Source organism: Erwinia endophytica (assembly GCF_009295515.1).
Classification (GTDB): Bacteria; Pseudomonadota; Gammaproteobacteria; order Enterobacterales; family Enterobacteriaceae; genus Erwinia; species Erwinia endophytica.
Window position 1 is genome coordinate 173362 of sequence record NZ_RQVV01000011.1, and the last position, 24656, is coordinate 198017.

Here is a 24656-nt window from a genome sequence, read left to right on the forward strand (position 1 = left end):
TCAGCACAGCAATTTGCGCGGGATTTTACCGATGTCGGGGAAAAATTTATACCGCTATATGAAATGTGTCGACATTTACCTTTTCCCCGGGCGAAATGCCGGTGGAAGAAGAGAAGACGCGTGACGCAAATAGCACCGGCGTAAAGCACGCTATTAGCGGCTCCAGTGACACACTTGCCAACCACGTTGCTGCGCCAACTGATGTAATGGTTCGTCGGGGTTAATTACGTGGGGGTGATCGGCATGTTCCAGTAGGGGCAAGTCGTTCATGGAGTCACTGTAAGCCCAGGTTTGCTTGAAGCGGGTGTCTTTCTGTACTGTCAGCCAGTCATTGATCCGGGTGACCTTGCCTTGTTGATAGGTCATGGTGCCGTAAGTCCGACCGCTGTAACGGTCATCAACAATTTCCACGCCGATTGCCAGTGCGCCGTGAGCTCCCAACTGCTGGGCTATCGGTACCACAAGATGCTCTCCACTGGCGGAGACCACCATGACCGTATCGCCTCGCGTCTGATGCCAGGCGATTCTCTCCCGCGCAGCAGGGTAAACCCTTGGCATAATATCGCGGTGAATAAAGCGTCTTACCCAGCCGGAAACGGTCAGCGTACCCATGCCGGTTAACGGCGTGAGCGTGGTACTCATATAGTCTTCTATCGACAGCGCCCCCTGGTAATACTGTGCCATCAGCGCCTGTTCCTGTTCTATCAGCGCGGTTGGTGCATAGCCCTGGGATGCCAGCCAGCGTAACCACAGACTCGTACTGTCTTCACAGATCAGTGTTTCATCAAGATCGAACAGCGCTAAATCCATCGTCATGACTCCTCTGGCAACCTTTAATTCAGGTTAGCGGAGTTTTGTGATCGGCTTAACTGTTTTGCGAAAAATCAGAATTTCACCTGGTTCGACTGTGCGGGATGCTTAAAAAAAACCGATCAGAACGGCATATCCCAGATTTATCTAATAAACTCTAAAAAATTTTACGTTAATGCTGTTCTTTTTCAGTAGCAGAAGCGTTAGCGTAAGTCAGGTTGTGCTGGTAAATGCTAAAGATATTTATCTTTCAAATGGATGTTTGGGTCTCGTCATGAATAAAACTCGTCTTCCTGCCAGTATCACGTCACTGGCCGCTTCTTTTTCATTGCTGTTGATCATTATGTCTCCTGTCCGGGCGGAAGATGTTCCGGCCCCTCCACAGATTAATGCGAAAGCCTGGATCCTGATGGATTATCACAGCGGGAAAGTGCTGGCTGAATCTCATGCGGATGATCGTCTCGATCCCGCCAGTCTGACCAAAATCATGGCCAGCTATGTGATTGGTCAGGCGCTCAAGGTCGGCAAGATAAACAACAACGCCCTGGTGACGGTGGGGAAAGATGCCTGGGCAACCGGTAACCCGGTCCTGAAGGGATCGTCGCTGATGTTCCTTAAACCGGGTGATCGCATTTCGGTTTCAGACTTGAATAAAGGCATCATTATCTCGTCTGGTAACGATGCCAGTATTGCTTTGGCTGATTATGTTGCCGGTAGTCAGGACGCGTTTGTCAATATGATGAACAACTATGTGCAGGCGTGGGGACTGAAAAATACTCACTTTAAAACGGTACATGGACTGGACTCTGACGGGCAATACAGTACTGCCCGTGATATGGCAATCATCAGTCAGGCCTTGATCCGTGATGTACCGGATGAGTACGCGCTGCATCAGGAAAAAGAATTCACCTTTAACCACATTAAGCAGTACAACCGTAACCGTCTGTTGTGGAGCACGAATCTGCATGTGGACGGCATCAAAACCGGATACACCGCCGGGGCCGGGAACAATCTGGTGGCGTCGGCGATCGACGGTGATCAGCGTTTGATTTCGGTGGTGCTTGGTGCGGCGACCGATGCCATCCGTTTTCGTGAAAGTGAAAAGCTGTTGACGTGGGGTTTTCGTTTTTATGACACGGTGACGCCAATCAAAGCCGACAAGCCATTTGTCACACAACGAGTGTGGTACGGTGACAAAAAAGAGGTCAACCTTGGGGTGGCTAACGATGCCGCCATCACCTTACCCAAAGGACAGGCAAAAAACCTGAAGGCCAGTTTCACCTTGTTGCAGCCGCAACTGGCCGCTCCGTTGAAGAAAAATCAGGTGGTGGGCACTATCGATTTCCAACTGGATGGTAAGACGATCGATCAACGCCCGCTGGTGGTGATGGAAGAGGTGCATGAGGGCGGATTCTTTAGCCGAATATGGGATTTTGTAATGATGAAATTGGACGGTTGGTTCGGGAAATGGTTCTGATAACGACCCGGCACCGAGGGGGGGCGGGTCGTTGGCGCCGGGGGAACCAAACCGGTCCTCAGTGAGCATTAAATTTCATCAGAAAGGATAAACGGGCAATGTTCCACTGAAACTCAATGGATTATTATTCCAGGGGGATATTTTAATGGTTAAGATCCCCTGGGGGAAATAATCATTTTTATCGCCAGGGCGGTTTATTTAAAATTTTTATCCTGTTGCGGCGTTATTATTGGGGCGGGAATCAAACTGAAGGAAGGTGGACGTTATTCCACCTTCAAAAGGTATGTCGGTGATTTAATTCTGTACCCAGCCTTTACGAATAGGGATGGCAAACACTAATCGGTACAATGAAGAGATATTCTGTAACAGTCGACGACCACAGAAATACCAGGCAACCTGAGCAAACAGACAAGAGAGCATGCCGACCAGCAGCCCACCCAGCATATCCATTGGCCAGTGCACGCCGAGATAAACCCGGGACCAGGCGATAGCTGAACCGAACAGCATCAGCAAGGTACCAGACCAGACCCGGTGCCAGCAGAGGAATGCGATGGCGAAGGTGAAAATTACCGTGCCGTGATTGCTGGGATAAGAATTATCTGCGGTATGTGACAAAAACTGATGACCTAATCCGATGACGAATGGGCGTGGATGGGGGAATAAATGAGCGAGGCACCAGGAAATCATCAGCGCATACGCCATTGCGATGCCGGTTTTCAGCACCAGTTCCCGTTGTGATCCGAGCTGGCTTCTGGGGCCCCACAGCCACAAAGCCACAATGAGCAAGGGAACGATGGCGATCAGATCCTGGGCAAAAAAGGTTGCCAGTGAAATCAGCCAACCCGGAGATTGTTCAGTGGCGTTGATCCAAAGAAACAACTGCCGGTTCAACTCTTCCAACATAATTACTTCCTCATTCTATTCATCAGAGACGAAACGCATCCGTAGGTAAAACACTGGCTCAGCCAAACCCACCAGCCAGCCCATAAATTGTGGGAAAGAAAGTGCGCACCGCGCATTATTTGGCCATATCCCATCAACATTCCCAGTACTGCACCGAGCAGCAGGGATAACCAGGCTAACCGCGGACGCTGTGGATAAAACCAGAAAAATAATGCCATAACGCCAAAACCGCTAGAAGCATGGCCTCCGGGGAAGCATCGTCCGGGGCCGCTGTTCAGTGGAATAGCGGAAAACAACGGGTACGACACCGCTTTACCACTAAACTCAATCAAATCCCAGGGGCATGAATGGGCACTGGTTGCTTTTAGTACTCCAACGACTAACGGACCGACGCCAGTCAGCAAAGCGACCAATATCAGGCGACTATTCCGCTTGATAATCCCTGTCAACAGCGCCATTACTGCGATGACAATGATAACATCCTTAGCTATTCGGTGATTAATCAGGTCCAGCCAAAAGTTATTTTTCCAGGGGAATTGCTGAGATACAGGGTCAAACCACATGCGGGTGAGGGAAAAATCCCATACCTCATTACGTGATATCCAGCTAAAGACCAGCCCAGTCACTGTCAGTAATATCAGTTGGGTAAGATAAAAGTGACGAGGAAGAAGGTAAATGGCCTTGTTCCTGGTTGAGTGGGTGATGGTTGTTTTGTTAAGAGGTAATGATGATTTCATGGCCGCCAGATGAAGGTGAAAACGGAAAACAACGCCGCATTATGGGGGCAGGCGATTAAGGAAACATTAAGAAAGTGACAACAAAAAGAAAAAACCCGCTAATCATTTGGATTCGCGGGCTCCACAATTCGGGGATTTCAAAGAAAAGCAGTGGCACTAATTATGACTACGGACGGGTATAAAAGTTCTCAGAATTTCTAAATTATTTTCAGAGTCCGATAATCGGCCAGATGATGACAATCAATGTTCCTGCTAAGGTCAGCAAAACATTAGCAATAGCATAGGTACCCGCGTAACCGAGAGCAGGAATATTGCTGCGTGCGGTATCACTGATTATCTCCATGGCCGGTGCGCAGGTACGGGCACCCATAATGGCACCAAACAATAACGCACGGTTCATCTTCAGGACGTAAGCGCCAAACAGGAAGCACAGTACCACCGGCAGCAGGCTGACCAGCAGCCCGGCGACCAGCATCATCATCCCGGTATCACCCAACCCGTGCGACAGACCACCGCCCGCGCTGAGTCCCACACCAGCCATAAAGACCATCAGGCCAAATTCTTTCACCATTGTCAGCGCACCCTGGGGAATATAGCCAAATGTCGGATGGTTGGCGCGTAGAAAACCCAGCATAATGCCAGAAAATAATAATCCGGCCGCATTACCGATACTGAAACTGAGGTTGTTGAACTGGAAAGTTATCATCCCAACCATCAAACCGATAATAAAAAAGGAGCAGAAAGCGAGAAGGTCGGTAACCTGACTGTGGATTGAGATGAATCCGATCCGATCGGCAACGGATTTTACCCGACGGGTCTCTCCGCTGATTTGTAAAATGTCGCCTTTATTAAGGATAATATTATCATCAATGGGCATTTCAATCTGACTACGGATCACCCGGTTCAGGAAACAACCGTGGTCGGTCAATTTAAGTTGGCTGAGTTTTTTATTTACTGCATTGTTATTTTTGACCACAATCTCTTCATTGATGATCCGCATATCAAGCAGATCGCGATCGAACACTTCTCTGCCATTGCGAAAGCTGGGATCGAGACGCGAATGTGCATCTGGATAGCCAACGAGTGAAATTTCATCACCCAGTTGCAACACAGCATCGCCGTCCGGATTCGCCAAAATGCCGTTACGGCGGATACGCTCAATATAGCAGCCAGTCTGGCGATAGATGCCCAGTTCCCGCAGGTTTTTCCCATCGGCCCAGGCGACCAACTCCGGACCAACGCGGTAGGCGCGAATGACCGGCAGATAGACTTTACGTTGACTGTCCGGGTCCAGACCGCGTTCGCGGGCGATCTGTTGCGCACTGGTGGGCAGATCCTGATGCTGTAATTTAGGTAAGTAACGCGCGCCGAAAATCAGGCTTACCAGGCCAATCAGATAAGTCAGCGCATAGCCGAGGCTGAGATTAGACTGAGCGGTACTGAGCACCGCGCCGGAAGGATAAGTTTGCCGCAGTGTATCTCCTGCACCCACCAGCACTGGGGTGGAAGTCATTGAACCCGCCAGCATGCCTGCGGTCAGGCCAATATCCCAACCCAAAAATTTGCCCAATCCAAGCGCAATAATGACCGCGCTGCCAACCATTACCGAAGCCAGCAACAGATAATTCTTACCATCACGAAAGAAAATAGAGAAAAAATTTGGTCCGGCTTCAACACCCACACAAAAAATAAATAACATAAAACCCAAATTAAGGGCGTTGGGATTAATGGCAAAATGTTGTTGGCCTAACAGGAGAGATATGACTAAAACGCCAATGGAATTACCCAGTTGGACAGAACCCAGTCGTAATTTACCTAAGCATAGCCCGAGAGCGAGCACGACAAATAATAACAGAATGTCATTTCCACTTAACAAATTTGCGACGTTTATATTCACGGTTTAACTTCTTGTTTACCAGTAACGTATTGAAGTAAAGGGGCTTTTGCGCTAAATTTGCCTCACTGCCAGCAGAGCAGCGGCAACATTCAGGTTTATCCGCGAATTACAGCCCAGGCCAGTTAAAACGGCCGTCATTCTAATCGCTTCATTCTTTTTCCGCCAGTAGATGCCGTAAACAGTTATAGCGGTTTTTTATTTATCATCAGGGGAAAATGGACCGGATTTTGTCTGTCCAGATGACTGGATTAATTACCGAGAGAAGCTCCTATGATGTTTAAGGGTCTGTCCTGGACTGTTATGACAGGTAGTGTTGTCATGTATAGCATTGTTTTTCTGGTGGTGCGTTATGGCATGTTCCTTGGAGGTGATGCCACAATGCAGGCATGTCCCACACTGCTGATGTTGACCATTCCCGGTGCACTGGCTGCACTGACGTCGAAAGAGTCTCCGTTGACAGTGGCGGTACTGGGAGCTTTGCTGGCGACGCCAATATGTTTGGTGATTATCCATTGTTACCCAGAATGGTGTTACGATCTGGTTCAGGAGCTGGCTTTTGATACCAGTGCGGTTTTCTGGTGTGGATCTGGCGCACTGTTGGTGATGTTGCTAAGAACGATTTTCTGGCATTCGCATAATAGATGAAGCGTTGCGGTGAAGAGGCGTATGACGGGTGGTGAACTCAGTGACTCGTCCTCAATAGCGTTGACACATTTAACTCGCACACTGAGGAAAATGTGATGAATCCAATATCAGGACGGGTCAGCCACCACCAGACTTTAACGGCTTGTCGTGTCGGAAAGAATTACTGGAACAGACCCAGGTTTTCTTTTGCATATGCTTCAAAATCCGTGCAACCACCGATGTGCTGCTGATCGAGGAAAATTTGTGGCACCGTTTCAACCGGCTTGCCAACGGTTTTTTCCAGATCCGCCTTAGTGATGCCTTCCGCATGAATATCCACATACCGGAAATTGAAATCATCGCGCTCTGCCGTCAACTTTTCCGCCAGTTCTTTGGCCCGGACACAGTAAGGACAGCCCGGACGCCCAAAAATTACTGCAAACATAAGTTTCTCCTCAAAGGTCACACATTTTGTGTGATATGAATCACAGAATAGTCTTAACTGGTTTTTATGATGCCCGTATCAATAGGGAAAAGGAAGAAGGTATTACCTGTTGATCTGATTCGTCCAGACTATACCCGTCATACTGAACGTTCCCGATGCGTTGGCAGCATTCAGTCACCCGAATCACTTACCGGAGTAAGCTCATCGGGACGCCTTCACTTGCCGCCTTGCGGGAACCCGAATTATTTAGGGTATGGGGTCGTCATACCCATCAGCAACGTCTCAGGGAGATATTATGCGTGCATTCAGTAAAATGCCCTGGCCAGTACTGGCGCTGGAAGCTTTCGGCGGCATTACGCTGGTTCTTTCTTACTTCGTGCTTCATCAGATGTTACCTTTTACACTGCCGTTTTCCGCTCCGCTGACAGCGCAAGTCATGATTTTTACTGGTATTATCCTGATGTTGCCCGCGGCGATAATGATGATGTGGCGCACGGCAAAAGCGCTGGCGCCGAACCTTTTTAAACCTATCCCACCAGGAGATAAGCATGACGCCGACCATTGATCTGTTATGTTCTCACCGCTCTATCCGGGCCTTTACTGATCAGCCCGTTGGCGAGGCTGAACGGCAGGCAATACTGGCCGCAGCACAGTCGGCATCCAGTTCCAGCTTTCTGCAGTGTTCTTCCATTATCCGTGTGACCGACTCTCAACTGCGTGAAAAACTGGTCACCCTGAGCGGTGGGCAGTCGTATGTCGGTCAGGCGGCAGAATTCTGGGTGTTCTGTGCCGATTTCAATCGTCATCTGCAGATTTGTCCGCAAGCGCAACTGGGGCTGGCGGAGCAACTGTTGTTAGGTTGTGTTGATACGGCGCTGATGGGGCAGAATGCCATGATTGCGGCAGAATCTCTTGGGTTAGGTGGCGTATTTATTGGCGGTATCCGTAACAATATCGCTGAAGTGACGACGTCGCTGGCCTTACCAAAATTTGTTTTGCCGCTGTTTGGTCTCTGTCTGGGATGGCCAGCGCAGTCGCCACAGCACAAGCCACGTATGCCGGTAGCGATGCTGGTGCATGAAAACCGTTATCAGCCGATTGATCCTGATGTGCTGGCCAGCTATGACAGCCAGCAGGAAGTGTACTATATGACCCGCGAGAGTAACCCACGGCGTGAAAGTTGGAGCCAGCATATCCAGAAGACCATAATCAAAGAAAGTCGGCCATTTATGCTGGATTATCTGCATCAGCAGGGCTGGGCTACACGTTAAGTCTTCCGGAGGCATCTGGTGAAAATTGCGCTACTCTCCCGGGACGGTTCGCTTTATTCGTGCAAACGGCTGTTGCAGGCGGCTCGTGAGCGCGGTCACAGCGTGGAAGTGATTGACCCGCTTTCCTGTTATATGAATATCAACCCGGGTTCATCGGGGATCCATTATCGTGGCAGGCGGTTGGGCCATTTTGACGCGGTTATCCCGCGCATTGGTTCGGCTATTACCTTTTACGGTACAGCGGTGCTGCGCCAGTTTGAGGTATGTGGCAGTTACCCACTCAACGAATCGGTAGCCATCACTCGGGCTCGCGATAAGCTACGTTCGCTGCAATTGCTGGCGCGGCAGGGGATTGACATGCCGGTTACCGGTTTTGCGCATTCACCGGATGATACCAGCGATCTAATTGAGATGGTTGGCGGTGCCCCACTGGTGGTGAAATTGGTGGAAGGGACGCAAGGGATTGGTGTGGTACTGGCTGAAACGCGACAGGCAGCGAAGAGTGTGATTGATGCCTTTCGGGGGCTGAATGCGCATATTCTGGTGCAGGAATTTATTAAGGAAGCGCATGGACGGGATATTCGCTGCCTGGTCATTGGTGGCGAAGTGGTCGCCGCCATTGAGCGCGAGGCAAAGGAGGGGGATTTCCGTTCCAATCTTCATCGGGGGGGAACGGCGCGTAGCGTAGAGATTACTGAGCGTGAGCGTGAGATGGCGATCCACGCGACTGCGACCCTGGGGCTGGAGGTGGCCGGGGTGGATATTTTACGTGCCGCGCGTGGACCGCTGGTGATGGAGGTCAATGCTTCGCCAGGACTGGAAGGGATTGAAAAGACCACGGGTTTGGATATTGCGGCGATGATGATTGCCTGGATTGAAGATCAGGCGCAGCCCGGATTCTGTCTGAAAACGGGAGGATGACAATATATTTCTGTGGCAATCATGGTGTTTCAGGGCATTTTTCCGTAAGATATAGCGCAATTTTAAGGCAGTATGAGATAAATTTACATGGATTCACTCATCGTTCCAGATATTGATGTCATTCGTCGTTGGCTGGATATGCAAAATATTACCTGGTTTGAGTGTGACTCCTGTCAGGCGCTTCATCTGCCGCATATGCAGAATTTTGACGGCGTGTTCGATGCGAAGCTCGATTTGCTGGAGAATGTTATTCTGTTTTCTGCCTCAGCTGAGGTGAAGCCTACCGCGTTAATCCCGTTAGTTGGTGATCTGTCGCAGATCAACGCCAGTTCGCTGACGGTTAAGGCGTTCGTCGATATCCAGGATGACAATTTGCCTAAATTGATCGTCTGCCAGTCGTTAAGTGTGGCGGCTGGGCTGACGTATGTTCAATTTGTTCATTTTATGAAGCAAAGTGAAGAACAGATTTCAATGGTGGTAATGGAAGCCTTTGCCAATCATTTGCTGCAACTGGGAGAAGAAGAAGACCGCAGCGAGTTTATCTCTTCACAACAACCGATCCTGCATTAAACACTTTTTATGTCCGGGTCAGCTCCGCATTGGCCCGATGGATATTCTGCCTGGAACCTGTTTCTCCGCTTACCGTTTGCGGCTATTTTCCCCAACCTCACCCCGCGATGATTATTTTTTTACGCCCGGATCTGGTCAGACTCTGAGAGTGAGATTATTCTTGCGAAGCTGTTTTTCACTTGCAACATCGTTACAGATATAGGTTTTTTATATTTAACAGTAAGGCGAATAATCATTCATTGTATTGTATATCCGTCAGACTTCGTGTTGCCGTTGTGTTGGAGCCAGCGCTGGCGCTGTTCAACAATGCTTTTGGCGTTTTGCGCCTGTAACCCGAATGATGTTGGCTATATGAGGTCTTAACAGATCCGCTGTCATGACAAGGCGTAATTATCTCTTTTAGTGAGGATGGGGAACGATGTTCAACCAAAATAAAAAATGGTTGTCAGCTATGGCTGCTGGGATTCTGATGGCAATTTCCGCTGGCTCAATAGCGGCTGATAAGACGCTGCATGTTTATAACTGGTCAGATTATATATCACCGGATACCGTACCGAATTTTGAAAAACAGACCGGTATTCACGTCGTGTACGACGTATTTGATTCCAACGAAGTGTTGGAAGGCAAACTGATGGCGGGCAGCACGGGGTATGACATTGTCGTGCCATCTTCCAGTTTCCTCGCCCGACAATTGCAGTCAGGGGTATTTCAGCCGCTGGATAAGAGTAAGCTGCCTAATTACAAGAATCTTGATCCTGATCTGCTGAAAAAGTTAGAGCAGCACGATCCCGGTAATAAATATGCCATCCCGTATCTGTGGGCGACGACGGGGATCGGCTATAACGTAGATAAAGTAAAAGCCGTGCTGGGCAAAGATGCGCCGGTCAACAGTTGGGATTTGGTGCTGAAGCCGGAGAATCTTGAAAAGCTGAAGAGCTGCGGAGTGTCTTTCCTTGATGCGCCGGAAGAAATTTTTGCGACGGTACTGAATTACCTGGGCAAAGATCCTAACAGCAGCAATCCACAAGATTATTCCACTGCGGCGACTGATTTGCTGCTGAAGTTGCGTCCAAACATTCGTTATTTTCATTCTTCCCAGTACATCAACGATTTGGCTAATGGTAACATTTGTGTGGCGATCGGTTGGGCGGGGGACGTGCTACAGGCGAAGAACCGTGCGATTGAAGCAAAAAATGGCGTGAATATTGCCTACAGCATCCCGAAAGAAGGGGCACTGGCGTTCTTCGATATGTTGGCAATCCCGAAAGATGCCAAAAATGTTGATGAAGCCTATCAGTTCCTCAACTATTTGATGGAACCCAAAGTGATCGCGGATATTTCTGACAAGATGTTCTATGCCAACGGTAATAAGGCTTCATTACCTTTTATTAAGGCTGATATTCGTAACAACCCTGGCATCTTCCCGCCACCCGATACCATGGCGAAATTGTTTGTGTTGAAAGTGCAGGATCCGAAACTCGATCGGGTGCGTACACGTGCATGGACTAAAGTTAAGAGTGGCAAGTAACTGAAAAGAGTCTGACTCTTTTTTGACTGAATAACAGAGGTGCCTGACCTGGCCTCTGTTTTGTTTTTTTACGACATGGCTGACAGTTAAACGCCGGAGAGTGATGGAAGTGAGCGACGCGATCCCCCGACCGCAGCAAAAAGCAGGTAAGGCATTAACGCCGCTGCTGGAAATCCGCAATCTGACCAAGTCTTTTGATGGGCAGCATGCGGTTGATGATGTCAACCTGACCATCTATAAAGGTGAGATTTTTGCGTTGCTGGGCGCTTCTGGCTGTGGGAAATCTACCCTACTGCGGATGCTGGCTGGTTTTGAACCACCGACATCAGGACAGATTATGCTTGATGGCCAGGATCTTGCCCACGTGCCGCCTTACCAGCGTCCAATTAATATGATGTTTCAGTCCTACGCTCTGTTTCCGCATCTGACGGTTGAGCAGAATATCGCGTTTGGTTTGAAACAGGACCGTTTGTCGAAAAGTGAGATTAGCAGCCGCGTAGCAGAGATGCTGGCCCTGGTCCACATGCAGGAATATGCCAAACGTAAGCCGCATCAGCTTTCAGGCGGTCAACGTCAACGTGTGGCGCTGGCGCGTAGTCTGGCCAAGCGGCCAAAGCTGCTGCTACTGGATGAGCCCATGGGCGCGCTGGATAAAAAACTGCGTGACCGGATGCAACTGGAAGTGGTCGATATCCTTGAACGAGTGGGGGCCACCTGTGTGATGGTGACGCATGACCAGGAGGAGGCAATGACCATGGCTGGCCGTATTGCTATCATGAATCGCGGTAAGTTTGTGCAGATTGGCGAACCGGAAGAAATTTACGAACACCCGACGACGCGCTACAGCGCTGAATTTATTGGTTCGGTGAATCTGTTTGAAGGCCTGCTGCGTGAACGTCAGGCCGATGGGCTGATCGTCGACAGCCCGGGACTTATTCATCCGCTGAAGGTGGATGCTGATACCTCCGTCATCGATGGCGTGCCGGTGCATGTGGCGCTGCGTCCGGAAAAGGTCATGTTGTGCACAGACAAGCCGGCTGATGGCTGTAATTTTGCGGTAGGAGAAGTGGTGCATATTGCCTATCTCGGCGATTTGTCGATTTATCATGTGCGTCTGCCCAGCGGTCTGATGATCAGCGCTCAGTTGCAGAATGCCCATCGCTTTCGCAAGGGGACGCCGACCTGGGGAGATGAAGTTCGTCTCTGTTGGGACGCGGACAGTTGCGTGGTGTTGACGGTGTAGTGGAGGCGTTATGAACCCGCATTCTTCAAATACGACTGAACCGCCAGGCCGTCTGTCGGGGCCGCTTCACTCTTTCCTGCGGCGGTTACAGCGTAGACATGGCCGTAAACTGGTCATCGCGTTACCTTATCTCTGGTTGATCCTGTTGTTCCTGCTGCCGTTTTTGATCGTGCTGAAAATCAGCTTTGCTGATATCGCCCGCGCTATCCCGCCTTATACTGATTTGCTCAAATGGGCGGATGGCGAGCTGACGATGGTGGTTAATCTGGGCAATTATCTGACGCTGACCGACGATCCACTGTATATCGATGCGTATCTGCATTCGTTGCAGGTGGCGGCTATTTCAACGGTGATTTGTCTGTTGATTGGTTATCCGCTGGCATGGGCGATAGCGCATAGTCCCCCCTCTACGCGCAATATCTTGCTGCTGTTGGTTATCCTGCCATCGTGGACATCCTTCCTGGTGCGCGTTTACGCGTGGATGGGGATCCTCAATGATAATGGGGTGCTTAATCGTTTTCTGTTGTGGACGGGGATAATCGATCATCCGGTAACGATTCTGTATACCAATCTGGCGGTGTATATCGGCATTGTGTACTGCTATCTACCGTTTATGGTATTGCCCATTTACACCGCCCTGACACGTATTGATTATTCGTTAGTGGAAGCCTCGCTGGATTTGGGCGCGCGTCCGTTGAAAACGTTCTTTCGGGTGATTGTGCCACTGACCAAAGGGGGGATTATCGCGGGGTCTATGTTGGTGTTTATTCCGGCGGTTGGGGAGTACGTTATACCTGAATTACTGGGCGGTCCGGACAGTATTATGATTGGCCGTGTGTTATGGCAGGAGTTCTTCAATAACCGTGACTGGCCGGTCGCCTCAGCACTGGCGGTGATTATCCTGCTGATCCTGATCCTGCCGATTATCTGGTTCCATAAGTATCAGAATAAAACGATAGGGGAGAAGGAATGACCTCGTTGCCGACTATTCGTTCGCCGTGGCGTATGGCTATTTTGGTGGTGTGTTTTTTCTTTTTGTATGCGCCCATGGTGTTACTGGTGTTTTACTCCTTTAACGCATCGCAACTGGCGGCATGGGAGCATTTCTCCCTGCACTGGTATAACGTGCTGTTCCATGATGATGCGATGATAAGCGCAGTGACGCTGAGTCTGAGTATCGCGGCGCTGGCGGCTACGGCAGCCTCCGTACTCGGCACTATCGCCGCGGTGGCGATGGTGCGTTTTGGCCGTTTTAAAGGTTCGACCGGTTTTGCCTTTATGCTGACCGCGCCGCTGGTGATGCCGGATGTAATAACCGGTTTGTCGCTGTTGCTGTTATTTGTGGCGATGGGGAATGCTCTGGGCTGGCCAGCAGATCGCGGCATGTTAACCATCTGGCTGGCGCATGTGACCTTCTGCACGGCGTATGTCGCGGTAGTGATTAACGCCAGATTACGCGAGCTGGATAACTCGATTGAAGAAGCGGCGATGGATCTGGGCGCGACGCCGCTGAAGGTGTTCTTTGTTATCACCGTACCAATGATTGCTCCCGCGATGGTGACGGGGTGGTTGCTGGCCTTCACGCTGTCGCTGGATGATCTGGTGATTGCCAGCTTTGTCACCGGACCTGGCGCGACGACCTTGCCAATGCAGATCTTCGCTACCGTGCGACGAGGGGTGAATCCGGAGATTAACGCGTTGGCTTCGCTGATTTTGTTTGTGGTAGGCATCGTTGGGTTTATTGCCTGGCGGTTGATGGCCCACGAGGAGAAACAGCGGCTGAAGGACCGGCAGAAGGTTTGGAGCGGGCACTGAGGGTAGGGCGTTGGTCACACGGACGAGGTTAAATCCACTTTATGGCGCGGTGGCGGTGAAGTGAAAACCGGCGCAGTAGATCGGCGCCGGTAAGGTAGACCTGATCAGGGACGCTGTGCATTTGGGGATCTGGGAGGGGGCTCCATACTGCAAGCACCCATCTTGCTGCGCCAAAGGGGACAACAGCGTCCAGGGGAAGACGATTATCCCAGCACCTTCACTACGCAGGCTTTGAATATCTTAATGCCTATTGGCAGCGAGTTCAGATCAAAATGCATATCCGGGTGATGCAGGCCTGGCACCAGACCGGTTCCCAACCCCCAGAACCCTGATTTGATCTGTGGACGCTGCACGGCATAGTGGAAGAAGTCTTCGCTGCCTGGTGTGGAACGTACCGGCATTACGGCGGCTTCCCCCAGAACGTCTTTGATCGAATCAGCGATCAGCGTGGTCATTTCATCATCAATTTCCGCCGCCGGCATTGACTTCAGCACCTGGATTTCCGCGTTTGCGCCGTAGGCCGCGACGCTGTGCCGGATCGCCTGCTCCACTTTCGCCTGCAAGATGTCCATATCCTGATTTTCCGCTGCGCGCAGATCGAACACCACGCGTGCTTCATCGGGAATTGAGTTGGTTACGCCGGCATCGCACAGGAAGCGCGTCGCTTTGGCGCTCCAGCTCTTACCCGGCGCCATATGCACCGCATTCACGGCCTGGACCGCACTGCTTGCCGCATCCAGGGCGTTAATCCCCAAGTGTGGACGCGCGCCATGCGCAGTCTGTCCGCGAACGGTGGCTTCAATGGTTACGCAGGCTGAGTAATACACGGCGGGAATGGCGGTCCCCACCGCGCACTCTTCCGCTGGGCGGAGGTGGAAGCCGAGGATCATATCGACATCATCAATTGCCTCGCCGGCAATCATCGCCAGCGCACCGGTGCCTAACTCTTCTGCTGGCTGGAAAATTAACTTCAGGCGGCCTTTTTTCACTGCCCCTTCGGCGATCAGTTCCTGCGCGGCGGTCAGGACCACCGAAGCGTGGCCATCGTGTCCGCAGGTGTGGCGGGCGCAAGGTTCGCCGTTGATAATATGGCCCAGCGCGTCCATATCGGCCCGTAGCGCCAGTGTTGGGCCAGCAACGCCGCTGTCGAGTACGGCTACGATCCCCGTGGTGGCGTTAAAATTATCCTGCACCTGATAACCGGCGGCTTTTAGCTGCTGGCTGATATAGGCGGAGGTTTTAAATTCCTGGAAACCCAGTTCCGGGATAGTGTGCAGGTAAGCGTAATGTTCCAAAACGTTTAACACGTTAAGCTCTCCATTTAGCCGTTATCAGGCAATAAAGCGCATCACCAGCATGGCGATAATCGCGTTGAGGATGCTGGTCAACATCAGTAGCGGCCAGTATTTCTTTGGGACATCCGACACACCGAGCAGGCGACCCATATACTGCAACTGGGCTCCCATCAAAAAAATCGCGGGTGTCAGGATAGTAATATCAGTACCGGTTAGTGCGCCTCTGGCCAGCAGGCTCACCGCTACGCCAGTGCCGGCGGAGGAAGAGAGCCAGGCGGTGAGCAGCACGGTGATGGCCTCTCCCGGCAGGCCAAACACCCCCATCACCGGGGCAAAGATTTTTCCTACCCAAGACATCACACCCAGCAAATTTAGCATTTCGGCGATGACATACGCCATCACCACATTTGGCATTAAATTATGAATGGCAATATGGAAACCTTTACGTGCCCCGATGACAAAAATATCGAAAGGATTTTGGGACAACACACCCTGAGGTTTATTCTGCATGCTGGAAATCTCCTTTATAGAAGGTATTCAGCATCAATCGGACAAACGCGGCACCGACAAATTTCAGCACGAACATGACCAGCAGAGGAATCAATACGGGTAATGAAAGTGAAATAAATAAGGCGGATCCAATCGCAAAGTAGTTATTGATTAGCCCCGCGCCGGAATATTGCCAGGCAGCCATAATGATGACATCTTTTTTGCTGATCTGTTTCTCGTCGTACAACTCTTTCGTTAATGCCGCGCCAGCATCAGTACTTTGCAGATCGGTTATTAAGGCCAGACCACAGTGGCCGGGGATCCCTAACAGGGGTTTCAGTAGTGGCGTGAGTAATTTATGCGCGGCGCGGATCGCGCCATAATGGGTGAAAATTTCCAGAAGCCCCAGTGCCAGCATGACCGTCGGAACCAGCGACAGGGCAAACAAAAACCCCCCTTTAGCCCCCACTCCGCCTTCACCGACAAAGGTGCTGTGCGCAGCATCTTTCAGACTGCCAAATTTCCCGGCCAGGGTAGTGAAATCGAAGGCTCCCAGCCATTTGAAACCATCAACCTTAAAGAATAAACCGGAGAAAAACAACAGAGCCACAATAAGCGCGAGCCAGGCGCCAATGCCTGTGGTGTGATGTTCAGTGGGGACGAATTTTTCTTTTTGCATCATGTAAAACTCCCTGAATAAAGCTGAATGCTAATAACGTTGATAAAAATTTCCGGATAGTGGAAATATTCTCCACAATACGCTAAAAATAATGTATTGCTATTGCAAAGAGTGATTAGCAGGGATCGTGCCAGAACAGGGAAATAAAGTGATAGTGCTGAGAATGAACGGAATAAACCTGTATTGACGGTTTGTAAGGTGCCCAAAAAAAATTATCGTTTCATTTTACTGCTTATTTATTATCCTGGCCTTTCTTTCATGGTGGCGGAAGCCGGGAGCAAAAATGCCATGGCAGCGCAGTTGCACTACCATAGGGCATTAGCAGGAGGAAGCCATGTCAGAGATGCTGCGAGAACATAAAGTGGTCCTGTCCTCATCCCCGGCTATTCCAGTACCCGTTATGGTTGCGGGGATTGGTATCATTGCTGTTCGCTGTATCGGGGTTGGCTTGCAGATGCACGAGCTGGGATTAAGTGAACTGATGAGCTTTGTCTATCGCAGCGCCCGGGCCTGGGACTCGACGTTGATCTTTATTGCCAGCCAGTTGCTGTTCTTTGTTCAATTACGCTGTGCACTGGCCCTGATGCAGGGTCACCGTTGGGGACGGTTGGGCTATGCTTTCGCGCAGGCGATCGTGGTGTTTTATCTGTTTATGGCTTCAATGGGCTGGGTTTATCCGGAATTGTTCAATATTAGTAGCGGCAATAACGCCCGTATTATTCCCCGGCTTGTTTCCCTGACATTACCCGATTTGCTGATTCTGTTATTACTGTTTGTTCCTGCCAGTAGCCGGGAATTTTTTCGGCAACGTTAAACGCACAGTGATACAATCGCCGCCCGCTTTTGGAAAACGGAACAATCATCTGTCACATGTACTGCGCCCTCTATGATGCCAACCGCTGTCGTTCCTGCCAGTGGCTGGATATTCCTTATTCCCGTCAGCTTGAAAATAAGCAGGAACAGCTTCGTCAACTGCTGGCGGAGCAGGCTGTTGGGCAGTGGTTTTCCCCGGTGACATCGCCTGAGCAGGCGTTTCGCAACAAGGCTAAAATGGTGGTTAGTGGCAGCGTTGAGCGCCCGGTACTGGGCATCATGCACCGTGATGGTCATCCGGTCGATCTCTGTGACTGTCCACTTTATCCCGCCAGTTTCGCTGATGTTTTTGCCCGGCTGAAGCCCTTTATTGCCCAGGCCGGTTTGACGCCGTATAACGTCGCCCGCCAGCGGGGTGAGCTGAAATTTATCCTGTTGACAGAAAGTACCCGTAACGGCGAGCTGATGTTGCGTTTCGTGCTGCGCTCAAAACAGAAGCTGGCACAATTGATACGGGCGTTGCCAACTTTACAGCAGCAGTTACCTCAACTGAGCGTCGTATCCGCCAATATCCAGCCGGTTCATATGGCGATTCTTGAAGGGGAAGAAGAGATCCCGCTGACGGAAAATCAGGCGTTGCCCGAACAGTTGAATGATGTGCCGCTGTGGATCCGTCCGCAAAGTTTCTTCCAGACCAATCCTGTGGTGGCGGCAGCGTTGTATGCGACCGCGCGTCAGTGGGTTAGCGAACTTGGTGTAAACAGCATGTGGGATTTGTTCTGTGGCGTAGGAGGCTTCGGTTTGCATTGCGCCACTAAAGAAATCAGTTTAACCGGTATCGAAATCAATGCTGAAGCGATTGCTTGTGCCAGACGATCGGCAGCGGCGATGGGGAAGGATAAGGTACATTTTGCCGCCCTGGATTCGACCATGTTTGCCACGGGTGAAACTACGGTACCCGATTTGGTGCTGGTCAATCCTCCTCGGCGGGGCATTGGCGCCCAGCTTTGCCACTACCTCAGCAACATGTCGCCCGCGTGGATCCTCTATTCCAGTTGCAATGCGCAAACCATGGCCAGTGATATCGCCCGAATGGCGGATTACACCGTGGAAAAAGTACAACTGTTCGATATGTTTCCGCACACTGCCCACAGTGAAGTACTGACGTTGTTAAGGCGCCGCTAAGCGGCGCTATTTTCGCGGGTTTATCAGTGGCGACGTTCGAAAGCCAGCGCACGACGTTCAATTAAGCGCATGATCAGCGTCAACAGGCCATTAACGCACAGGTAAATCAGCCCGGCGGCGGCAAACACCGTGACGTCATAGGTCCGCCCATACAGCAACTGCCCATGTCCCATCACTTCCATCAGCGTGATGGTATAAGCCAGCGAGGTGCTTTTAAACACCAGTACCACCTCGTTTGAATAGGAGGAGAGGGCGCGTTTGAACGCATACGGCAGCAGAATGCTTAAGGTGTCTTTACGGTTCATCCCCAGCGCGGCACAGGATTGCCACTGGCCGGCAGGGATTGCCCGTACCGCACCATAAAATAGCTGTGTGGTATAGGCCGCGCTGTTCAGCGCCAGCGCCAACAGCGCGCACAGCCACGGTTGGGAGAGAAAATGCCACAGCCATGGGATCGACTGAATTGACGGGAATTGTCCCGGCCCGTAGTAGATCAGGAAGATTTGCACCAGCAGGGGGGTGCCGGTAAACAGGGTGATATAACCGCGTACGATCAGTCTCAACACCGGAACTTTAAGCGCCAGGAGCACTGTAAACAGCAGCGAGAGCAATAACGCCAAAATCAATGAAGCGCCGGTCAACGTCAGACTGGTATGCAGCCCTTTCAGTAGTTCAGGTAAATAGCTCAGCATCCGTTATTTCCCTGCTCAAATCGGGTGGTATGCGCATCAATCCGTTTCAGAACCTGCTGACTGAGCAAGGTAATCACCAGGTAAATTGCTGCGGCAATCATGTACCAGGTAAACGGTTCCTGGGTACGGGTGGCGATACTTTTGGTCTGCAGCATGATGTCGTTAACGCTAATCAGTGAAACCAGCGCTGTATCTTTCAGCAACACCAGCCACTGATTACCGAGACCGGGCAACGCATGGCGCCACATCTGCGGTAGGATCAGGCGAAAGAAAATCGCCGGGGTCTTCATTCCCAGCGCCTGGCCCGACTCCCACTGCCCCATTGGTACGGCTTTCAGCGCGCCGCGTAGTGTCTGCGAAGCATAAGACGCATAGAGGAGCGACAGCGCGATAACCCCGCAAAGAAACGGACTGACGTCAAAATTCTCGATGGTCATTTTTATCGGGATTGTCACCAGCCCCAGGTTAATCGTGAATCCATCGGACAGAGTCAGCAGCAGCTGCGAGGCGCCGAAATAGACAAAAAGCACCACGAGGATTTCCGGCAGGCCGCGAAATAGCGTCACCAGAGCGGTGGCAAGCCACGCGACAGGTCGCCAGCGAGCTGATTCCATGACGGCAAAAACCATTGCCAGTATCAGGCCCACGACCAGGGCCGAAACGGCAAGGCCGACGGTCATCCCAGCGGCGCTTGCAAGAGGATAAAATTCGCTCATTCAGAATTTACTGCTGGAACCATTTTTTATAGATGGTTTGGTAGGTACCATCCGCTTTCACTTTGTCCAGCGCCGCATTGAACTGGCTCTGTAGCTCGCTGTTACCCTGACGAACGGCAATACCCAGACCGGTGCCAAAGTAGGATTTGTCGGTCACTTTCTCACCGACAGGGGCCAGACTGGCGTTCTGTTTTAACCATTCATTGACGACGGCGGTGTCGCCGAAGACCGCATCGATTCGGCCGTTTTTCAAATCAAGGATCGCGTTCTGGTAGCTGTCATAAGGCACGATACTGACCCCGCTCATTTTGTCCGTCAGGTATTTCTGGTGTGTGGTGCCGTTCTGTACGCCAACACGTTTGCCTTTCAGCGCCTCAACCGAGTCTACTTTGCCTTTCTGGGCGATAAACAGCGCGGAATTGTCGTAGTAGGCCTTGGTGAACAGAACCTGCTTTTCGCGTTCAGGCGTGATGTCCATTCCGGCCATCACCGCGTCGAAGCGGCGGAATTTCAGACTGGGGATCAGGCTGTCAAAAGACTGGTTGGTAAAGGTGCAGGAGGCGTTCATTTCGTGGCACAAGGCATTAGCCAGATCGACATCAAACCCCTGAATTTTGTTGTCAGCGCCAACAAACTCAAACGGCGGATAAGAGGCCTCAGTAGCGAAACGGATCGTCTGCGCGGCGCTGACGCTCAAACTTAAGCCGGCTAACAACGCAGCAAGTACGAATTTTTTCATCATTATATCCTGCAATTAGTGCGATAAATAATTGGCAAACGCGTCGGTTTGCGGCTGTGTAAAGTGGCTGGCGTCGCCCTGTTCGACAACATAACCGTTTTCCATGTATACCACGCGGCTGGCGGTTTTTCGTGCCACTTCCACTTCATGGGTCACGATAACCTGAGTGATATGAGTCTGGGCGAGTTCCTGAATAATTGACACGATCTGCGCAGTGATTTCCGGATCCAGTGCAGCAGTGGGTTCATCGAACAGCAATACGGCCGGTTCCATCATCAGCGCACGGGCGATAGCGACACGTTGCTGTTGACCACCGGAAAGATGCAGTGGAAAACGATCGGCAAAGGTGGTCAGGCGCAGGCGATCAAGCAATTTTTCCGCGCGAGCGTACGCCAGGTCTTTATTCAGCCCCAGCACACGGCAAGGCGCTTCAATCAGGTTTTGCATGACGCTCAGGTGCGGCCAGAGATTATATTGCTGAAAGACCATGCCAACGTTCTGACGCAGTTCGCGGATCGCGGGAGCGGAAGGGGGTTGGCTGAAATCAAAATGATGACCAGCGATAGCCAGTGTGCCGGAACGCGGCATCTCCAGCAGGTTCAGCACGCGCAGGAGAGAGCTTTTACCGGCACCACTTGGACCCAGCAACACCAACGTTTCACCCTCAGGGCACGCCAGTTGAATATCGAACAACGCCTGGTGGGCGCCATAAAAGCAATTAATAGCGTTAAGTTGAATACTCATGCGCAAATATTGAATAGTAATTAGTGCTGCGAATTTTAACGTTGGCGACATAGTTATGCAATCATCGCCATGAAAATTCATGAAAGCATGGTTGATAACGTGAAGAGCAGCATAATATCGTGGAAGTTGGACGGTATAGCCACAGGAGAGCCGTGGAAATGCTGGTTCGTGGCCTCAGCTGAGAGCACGAACCTGAACATTACTTCAGCAGACGCTGGCTAAGAGAACCGCCATCAATGTGCGGGGTGGGAGCGAGGTAGCGGACATCGTCCACAGCCCAACACGTTCCTTCCCGTACCATTAACACTTCATCCTGCCATTTAACTGACGAGCTACCATCCCGGCTTAGACTGACCCGCAGCGGAATATTTCGCGCGTCGGTATTCGGGATCGTTGACGCGTCTGCCACTTTGGCGGAGGAGGGACCGGCCGGCAGGCTGGAAAACAGGTCACCTTGCGACAGCGCGACCTCTTTGTTGTGTTCGCTGCTGGCTTTCAACAAGGTCTGATACAGTTTGTCGCTCAGATAAGGGCGATATTTTGCCAACAGTTGGGCATTCGGCAGACCCTGAGAAGGTTGATTGATGCGCAGATCATAAAACTGTTGTGCGACAGTATCCGGACCGCCATCTATACATGGACTCGCACGGGTACCGATGTCCTTATAGGCAGGTTGAACAGTGGTACAGGCACTGAGCAATAGCGCTAATGGTGCCAGTGCAGCAATCGCTTGGTATTTCATCTTGATATCCTTATTGTTTCTGGATGGCGTTTTTTAGCATAAAGTATAGCCGCCCAGCTTAACCACAAGGGCTCCCCCTGGAAAGAACCATTTAAGGAGAAAAATCGATGCAATTTTCAACCACTCCGACCCTCGAAGGCCAGCCCATCACTGAATACTGTGGTGTGGTGACTGGTGAGGCTATCCTTGGTGCCAATATTTTCCGCGATTTTTTTGCCGGTATTCGTGACATTGTCGGTGGCCGCTCGGGGGCTTATGAGAAAGAACTGCGCAAGGCGCGGCAGATTGCTTTTGCTGAGCTGGAAGAGCAGGCAAAAGCGTTGGGGGCTAATGCGGTAGTTGGTATTGATATCGACTATGAAACCGTAGGTAAAGACAGCAGTATGCTGATGGTCAGCGTCAGCGGCACCGCAGTTAAAACCCAACGCTGATGCGTCTGCTGCTCGCTCTGGCAGTGGCGATACTGCTCAGTGGTTGTGTGTCATCCGGGCTGGAGAAGTATGATGGCTACGTGGTGGATACACGCCATCCGGCGTATGGTGCGCGGCCACGGGTCAAGGTGCTGGTGATTCACTACACTTCTGAGGATTTACCCCATTCGCTGGCGATCCTGACGGGGCGTGAGGTCAGCGCGCATTATTTGATCCCGGCGAAACCGCAGGGGCAGGGCAATAAGCCGGTCGTGCTGCGTCTGGTGCCGGAATCTCAACTTGCCTGGCATGCCGGGTTCAGTTTCTGGCGAGGTGCGACACGGTTGAATGATACTTCAATAGGTATTGAACTGGAAAATCAGGGCTACAGGCATACGGCGACCGGGGTCATGTGGTATCCGTTTAATTCACAGCAGATGGCCGCGTTGTTGCCGCTGATGCGCGATATCGTCACGCGTTACAATATTCAACCGCAGGATGTGGTTGGGCACAGTGATATTGCGCCGCAGCGTAAGCAGGATCCGGGACCGATGTTTCCGTGGTACTGGTTGTATGAGCATGGGATTGGCGCCTGGCCAGATACGGACCGCGTGAGGTATTTTCTGGCCGGGAGAGCGCCAGATCAACGAACTGACCCTACTCATTTGCTTAATTTGCTGGCGCGCTATGGCTATGAAGTTACGCCGGGGATGACGCCAAAGCAGCAACAACAAGTGATTGCAGCATTTCAGATGCACTTTCGCCCGGCGGATTATCGCGGCCTGGCGGATGCGCAAAGCGAAGCCATTGCCGGGGCGTTGCTTGAGAAATATGGCGCGGCTTTCTGACTTTACTGATTGGCTAAAAACGACCGCCATTCAGCCACCAGGGTTTCCAGCGCCTGACGATCAACATCCAGATGCGTGACCAGCCGGGTGACGCGAGCGGTATTGAGCAGAATACCTTTTTCATGCATCCACTTTTTCAGCGGGGCGGTTTGATCCTCCGGTAAGCGCACAAAAACCATGTTGGTATTCTGACTGATAACGTCCATACCAATCATTTTTAGTTGGCTGGCTAACCAGGCGGCGTTGTCGTGGTCGTCCTGGAGTCGGGCTACATGGTTATCCAGCGCATAAAGACCTGCGGCGGCGAGAATGCCCGACTGACGCATCGCGCCTCCGGTCATTTTCCGCCAGCGCCGTGCACGCTGGATATATTCCGCACTGCCGCACAGCATTGAGCCCACCGGCGTCCCCAGGCCTTTTGACAGACAGAGGGTCAGTGTGTCGCAATAGCGGGTGAGCGCATCCAGATTGACGCTCAGTGCCACGGCAGCATTGAAAATTCGTGCGCCATCGATGTGTAACGCCAGTTGGCGTTCCCGGGTGAAATGCCAGGCCTGTTCCAGGTAACTCAGCGGCAGGACTTTACCCTGATGGGTATTTTCAAGGCTGAGTAGGCGGGTCATGGCGAAGTGGAAATCGTCGGGCTTGATAAACTGCGCGATAACATCCAGTGGCAGGGTGCCGTCTGCGTCCGCATCGACAGGTTGCGGTTGAATACTGCCTAATACCGCGGCACCGCCGGCTTCATATTTGTAGTTATGCGCCTGCTGACCGACAATGTATTCTTCACCACGCTGGCAGTGACTGAGCAGGGCAACCAGATTAGCCTGGGTCCCTGTCGGCAGAAACAGCGCCGCTTCTTTGGCGCTGAGTCTGGCTACTTTCGCTTCAAGGGCGTTGACCGTGGGATCATCGCCATACACGTCATCGCCGGTTTCAGCCGCCATCATAGCAGACAACATGGCGGCACTCGGACGGGTTACTGTATCACTGCGTAAATCGATCACGGTCATGCCCTCTGAAGAAAACGGACGCAGGGGCGTCCGTAAAATAAAAAAGACTG

At 51.5% G+C, this 24656-nt stretch carries 28 protein-coding genes; 14 read left to right on the forward strand and 14 right to left on the reverse strand.

The features are described from left to right. Nucleotides 1–153: 153 nt before the first annotated feature. Nucleotides 154–810 carry an HAD family hydrolase gene (locus EH228_RS03165; RefSeq protein ID WP_152320240.1) on the reverse strand — a complete coding sequence of 219 codons (657 nt, stop codon included), beginning with the start codon at nt 808–810 and terminating at the stop codon, nt 154–156. A gap of 274 nt (nt 811–1084) precedes the next feature. Between EH228_RS03165 and EH228_RS03170 the strand changes: the two genes are divergently transcribed. Next, complete coding sequence (locus tag EH228_RS03170; RefSeq protein ID WP_152320241.1) at nt 1085–2287, forward strand: serine hydrolase; 1203 nt, start codon at nt 1085–1087, stop codon at nt 2285–2287. A 294-nt stretch (nt 2288–2581) separates the two neighbouring features. Here the strand turns inward: EH228_RS03170 and ybjG are convergent, their stop codons facing one another. From ybjG to EH228_RS03185, 3 genes are all read right to left on the reverse strand, one after another. Next, nucleotides 2582–3187, reverse strand: coding sequence for an undecaprenyl-diphosphate phosphatase (ybjG, locus tag EH228_RS03175; RefSeq protein ID WP_152320444.1), 606 nt, complete (start codon nt 3185–3187; stop codon nt 2582–2584). A 5-nt stretch (nt 3188–3192) separates the two neighbouring features. Then, nucleotides 3193–3927 (reverse strand): phosphatase PAP2 family protein, encoded by a 735-nt coding sequence (locus tag EH228_RS03180; protein WP_152320242.1) that lies wholly within the window; start codon nt 3925–3927, stop codon nt 3193–3195. A gap of 208 nt (nt 3928–4135) precedes the next feature. Continuing rightward, a complete protein-coding gene (locus tag EH228_RS03185; protein WP_152320243.1) occupies nt 4136–5824 on the reverse strand; it encodes an aspartate:alanine antiporter in 1689 nt (562 codons plus the stop codon). Between the two features lie 300 nt (nt 5825–6124). On the opposite strand from EH228_RS03185, the gene ybjM reads away from it, so the two are divergent. Next, nucleotides 6125–6469, forward strand: a complete 345-nt coding sequence (gene ybjM, locus EH228_RS03190) for an inner membrane protein YbjM (RefSeq protein WP_275065351.1) — start codon at nt 6125–6127, stop codon at nt 6467–6469. Between the two features lie 160 nt (nt 6470–6629). On the opposite strand, the gene EH228_RS03195 is transcribed toward ybjM, so the two are convergent. Further along, nucleotides 6630–6893 carry a GrxA family glutaredoxin gene (locus tag EH228_RS03195; RefSeq protein WP_152320244.1) on the reverse strand — a complete coding sequence of 88 codons (264 nt, stop codon included), beginning with the start codon at nt 6891–6893 and terminating at the stop codon, nt 6630–6632. Nucleotides 6894–7188: 295 nt separating this feature from the next. Here EH228_RS03195 and EH228_RS03200 point away from each other — a divergent pair, with 295 nt between their 5' ends. The 8 genes from EH228_RS03200 (at nt 7189) to potI (ending at nt 14241) form a co-directional block, all read left to right on the forward strand. Then, nucleotides 7189–7458 (forward strand): YbjC family protein, encoded by a 270-nt coding sequence (locus tag EH228_RS03200; RefSeq protein WP_152320245.1) that lies wholly within the window; start codon nt 7189–7191, stop codon nt 7456–7458. Beyond that, entirely contained in the window at nt 7442–8164 is a 723-nt protein-coding gene (gene nfsA / locus EH228_RS03205; protein WP_152320246.1) for an oxygen-insensitive NADPH nitroreductase, read from the forward strand. Before EH228_RS03200 ends, nfsA begins: the two co-directional genes overlap by 17 nt. An 18-nt stretch (nt 8165–8182) precedes the next feature. Continuing rightward, nucleotides 8183–9085 (forward strand): 30S ribosomal protein S6--L-glutamate ligase, encoded by a 903-nt coding sequence (rimK, locus tag EH228_RS03210; RefSeq protein WP_152320247.1) that lies wholly within the window; start codon nt 8183–8185, stop codon nt 9083–9085. An 87-nt stretch (nt 9086–9172) separates the two neighbouring features. Beyond that, complete coding sequence (locus EH228_RS03215) at nt 9173–9655, forward strand: YbjN domain-containing protein (protein WP_152320248.1); 483 nt, start codon at nt 9173–9175, stop codon at nt 9653–9655. A 418-nt stretch (nt 9656–10073) separates the two neighbouring features. Continuing rightward, nucleotides 10074–11183 carry a spermidine/putrescine ABC transporter substrate-binding protein PotF gene (gene potF / locus EH228_RS03220; protein ID WP_152320249.1) on the forward strand — a complete coding sequence of 370 codons (1110 nt, stop codon included), beginning with the start codon at nt 10074–10076 and terminating at the stop codon, nt 11181–11183. A gap of 109 nt (nt 11184–11292) precedes the next feature. After that, on the forward strand, nt 11293–12426 hold the full coding sequence (potG, locus tag EH228_RS03225) for a putrescine ABC transporter ATP-binding subunit PotG (protein ID WP_204902648.1): 1134 nt from the start codon (nt 11293–11295) through the stop codon (nt 12424–12426). A gap of 10 nt (nt 12427–12436) precedes the next feature. Next, nucleotides 12437–13399: a putrescine ABC transporter permease PotH gene (gene potH, locus EH228_RS03230; protein ID WP_152320251.1), complete on the forward strand. Its 963-nt coding sequence runs from the start codon at nt 12437–12439 to the stop codon at nt 13397–13399. Further along, complete coding sequence (potI, locus tag EH228_RS03235) at nt 13396–14241, forward strand: putrescine ABC transporter permease PotI (protein WP_152320252.1); 846 nt, start codon at nt 13396–13398, stop codon at nt 14239–14241. Before potH ends, potI begins: the two co-directional genes overlap by 4 nt. 203 nt (nt 14242–14444) lie before the next feature. Here the strand turns inward: potI and EH228_RS03240 are convergent, their stop codons facing one another. From EH228_RS03240 to EH228_RS03250, 3 genes are read right to left on the reverse strand one after another with little or no spacing between them, the layout of a single operon-like run. Then, nucleotides 14445–15548 (reverse strand): amidohydrolase, encoded by a 1104-nt coding sequence (locus tag EH228_RS03240; protein WP_152320253.1) that lies wholly within the window; start codon nt 15546–15548, stop codon nt 14445–14447. A 24-nt stretch (nt 15549–15572) separates the two neighbouring features. Further along, nucleotides 15573–16046 (reverse strand): YjiG family protein, encoded by a 474-nt coding sequence (locus EH228_RS03245; RefSeq protein ID WP_152320254.1) that lies wholly within the window; start codon nt 16044–16046, stop codon nt 15573–15575. Continuing rightward, nucleotides 16036–16707, reverse strand: coding sequence for a nucleoside recognition domain-containing protein (locus EH228_RS03250; RefSeq protein WP_152320255.1), 672 nt, complete (start codon nt 16705–16707; stop codon nt 16036–16038). The genes EH228_RS03245 and EH228_RS03250 overlap by 11 nt, the downstream gene beginning before the upstream one ends. A gap of 331 nt (nt 16708–17038) precedes the next feature. On the opposite strand from EH228_RS03250, the gene EH228_RS03255 reads away from it, so the two are divergent. Both EH228_RS03255 and rlmC read left to right on the forward strand, forming a co-directional pair. Further along, on the forward strand, nt 17039–17518 hold the full coding sequence (locus EH228_RS03255) for a YbjO family protein (protein ID WP_152320256.1): 480 nt from the start codon (nt 17039–17041) through the stop codon (nt 17516–17518). A 56-nt stretch (nt 17519–17574) separates the two neighbouring features. Next, entirely contained in the window at nt 17575–18702 is a 1128-nt protein-coding gene (rlmC, locus tag EH228_RS03260) for a 23S rRNA (uracil(747)-C(5))-methyltransferase RlmC (protein WP_152320257.1), read from the forward strand. 23 nt (nt 18703–18725) lie between these two features. Here the strand turns inward: rlmC and artM are convergent, their stop codons facing one another. The 5 genes from artM to EH228_RS03285 form a co-directional block, all read right to left on the reverse strand. Further along, nucleotides 18726–19394: an arginine ABC transporter permease ArtM gene (gene artM, locus EH228_RS03265; protein WP_152320258.1), complete on the reverse strand. Its 669-nt coding sequence runs from the start codon at nt 19392–19394 to the stop codon at nt 18726–18728. After that, nucleotides 19388–20110 carry an arginine ABC transporter permease ArtQ gene (gene artQ / locus EH228_RS03270; RefSeq protein WP_152320259.1) on the reverse strand — a complete coding sequence of 241 codons (723 nt, stop codon included), beginning with the start codon at nt 20108–20110 and terminating at the stop codon, nt 19388–19390. Before artQ ends, artM begins: the two co-directional genes overlap by 7 nt. A 7-nt stretch (nt 20111–20117) precedes the next feature. Next, a complete protein-coding gene (gene artJ / locus EH228_RS03275) occupies nt 20118–20849 on the reverse strand; it encodes an arginine ABC transporter substrate-binding protein (protein WP_152320260.1) in 732 nt (243 codons plus the stop codon). Nucleotides 20850–20864: 15 nt separating this feature from the next. Then, nucleotides 20865–21593, reverse strand: a complete 729-nt coding sequence (gene artP / locus EH228_RS03280; RefSeq protein ID WP_152320261.1) for an arginine ABC transporter ATP-binding protein ArtP — start codon at nt 21591–21593, stop codon at nt 20865–20867. A gap of 199 nt (nt 21594–21792) precedes the next feature. Then, a complete protein-coding gene (locus tag EH228_RS03285; protein WP_152320262.1) occupies nt 21793–22335 on the reverse strand; it encodes a lipoprotein in 543 nt (180 codons plus the stop codon). A 107-nt stretch (nt 22336–22442) separates the two neighbouring features. Here EH228_RS03285 and EH228_RS03290 point away from each other — a divergent pair, with 107 nt between their 5' ends. Both EH228_RS03290 and EH228_RS03295 read left to right on the forward strand, forming a co-directional pair. After that, nucleotides 22443–22766: a heavy metal-binding domain-containing protein gene (locus EH228_RS03290; RefSeq protein WP_152320263.1), complete on the forward strand. Its 324-nt coding sequence runs from the start codon at nt 22443–22445 to the stop codon at nt 22764–22766. Further along, on the forward strand, nt 22766–23593 hold the full coding sequence (locus tag EH228_RS03295; protein WP_152320264.1) for an N-acetylmuramoyl-L-alanine amidase: 828 nt from the start codon (nt 22766–22768) through the stop codon (nt 23591–23593). Before EH228_RS03290 ends, EH228_RS03295 begins: the two co-directional genes overlap by 1 nt. Before the next feature lie 2 nt (nt 23594–23595). On the opposite strand, the gene ltaE is transcribed toward EH228_RS03295, so the two are convergent. After that, nucleotides 23596–24600, reverse strand: a complete 1005-nt coding sequence (gene ltaE / locus EH228_RS03300) for a low-specificity L-threonine aldolase (RefSeq protein WP_152320265.1) — start codon at nt 24598–24600, stop codon at nt 23596–23598. Between the last annotated feature and the right edge of the window lie 56 nt (nt 24601–24656).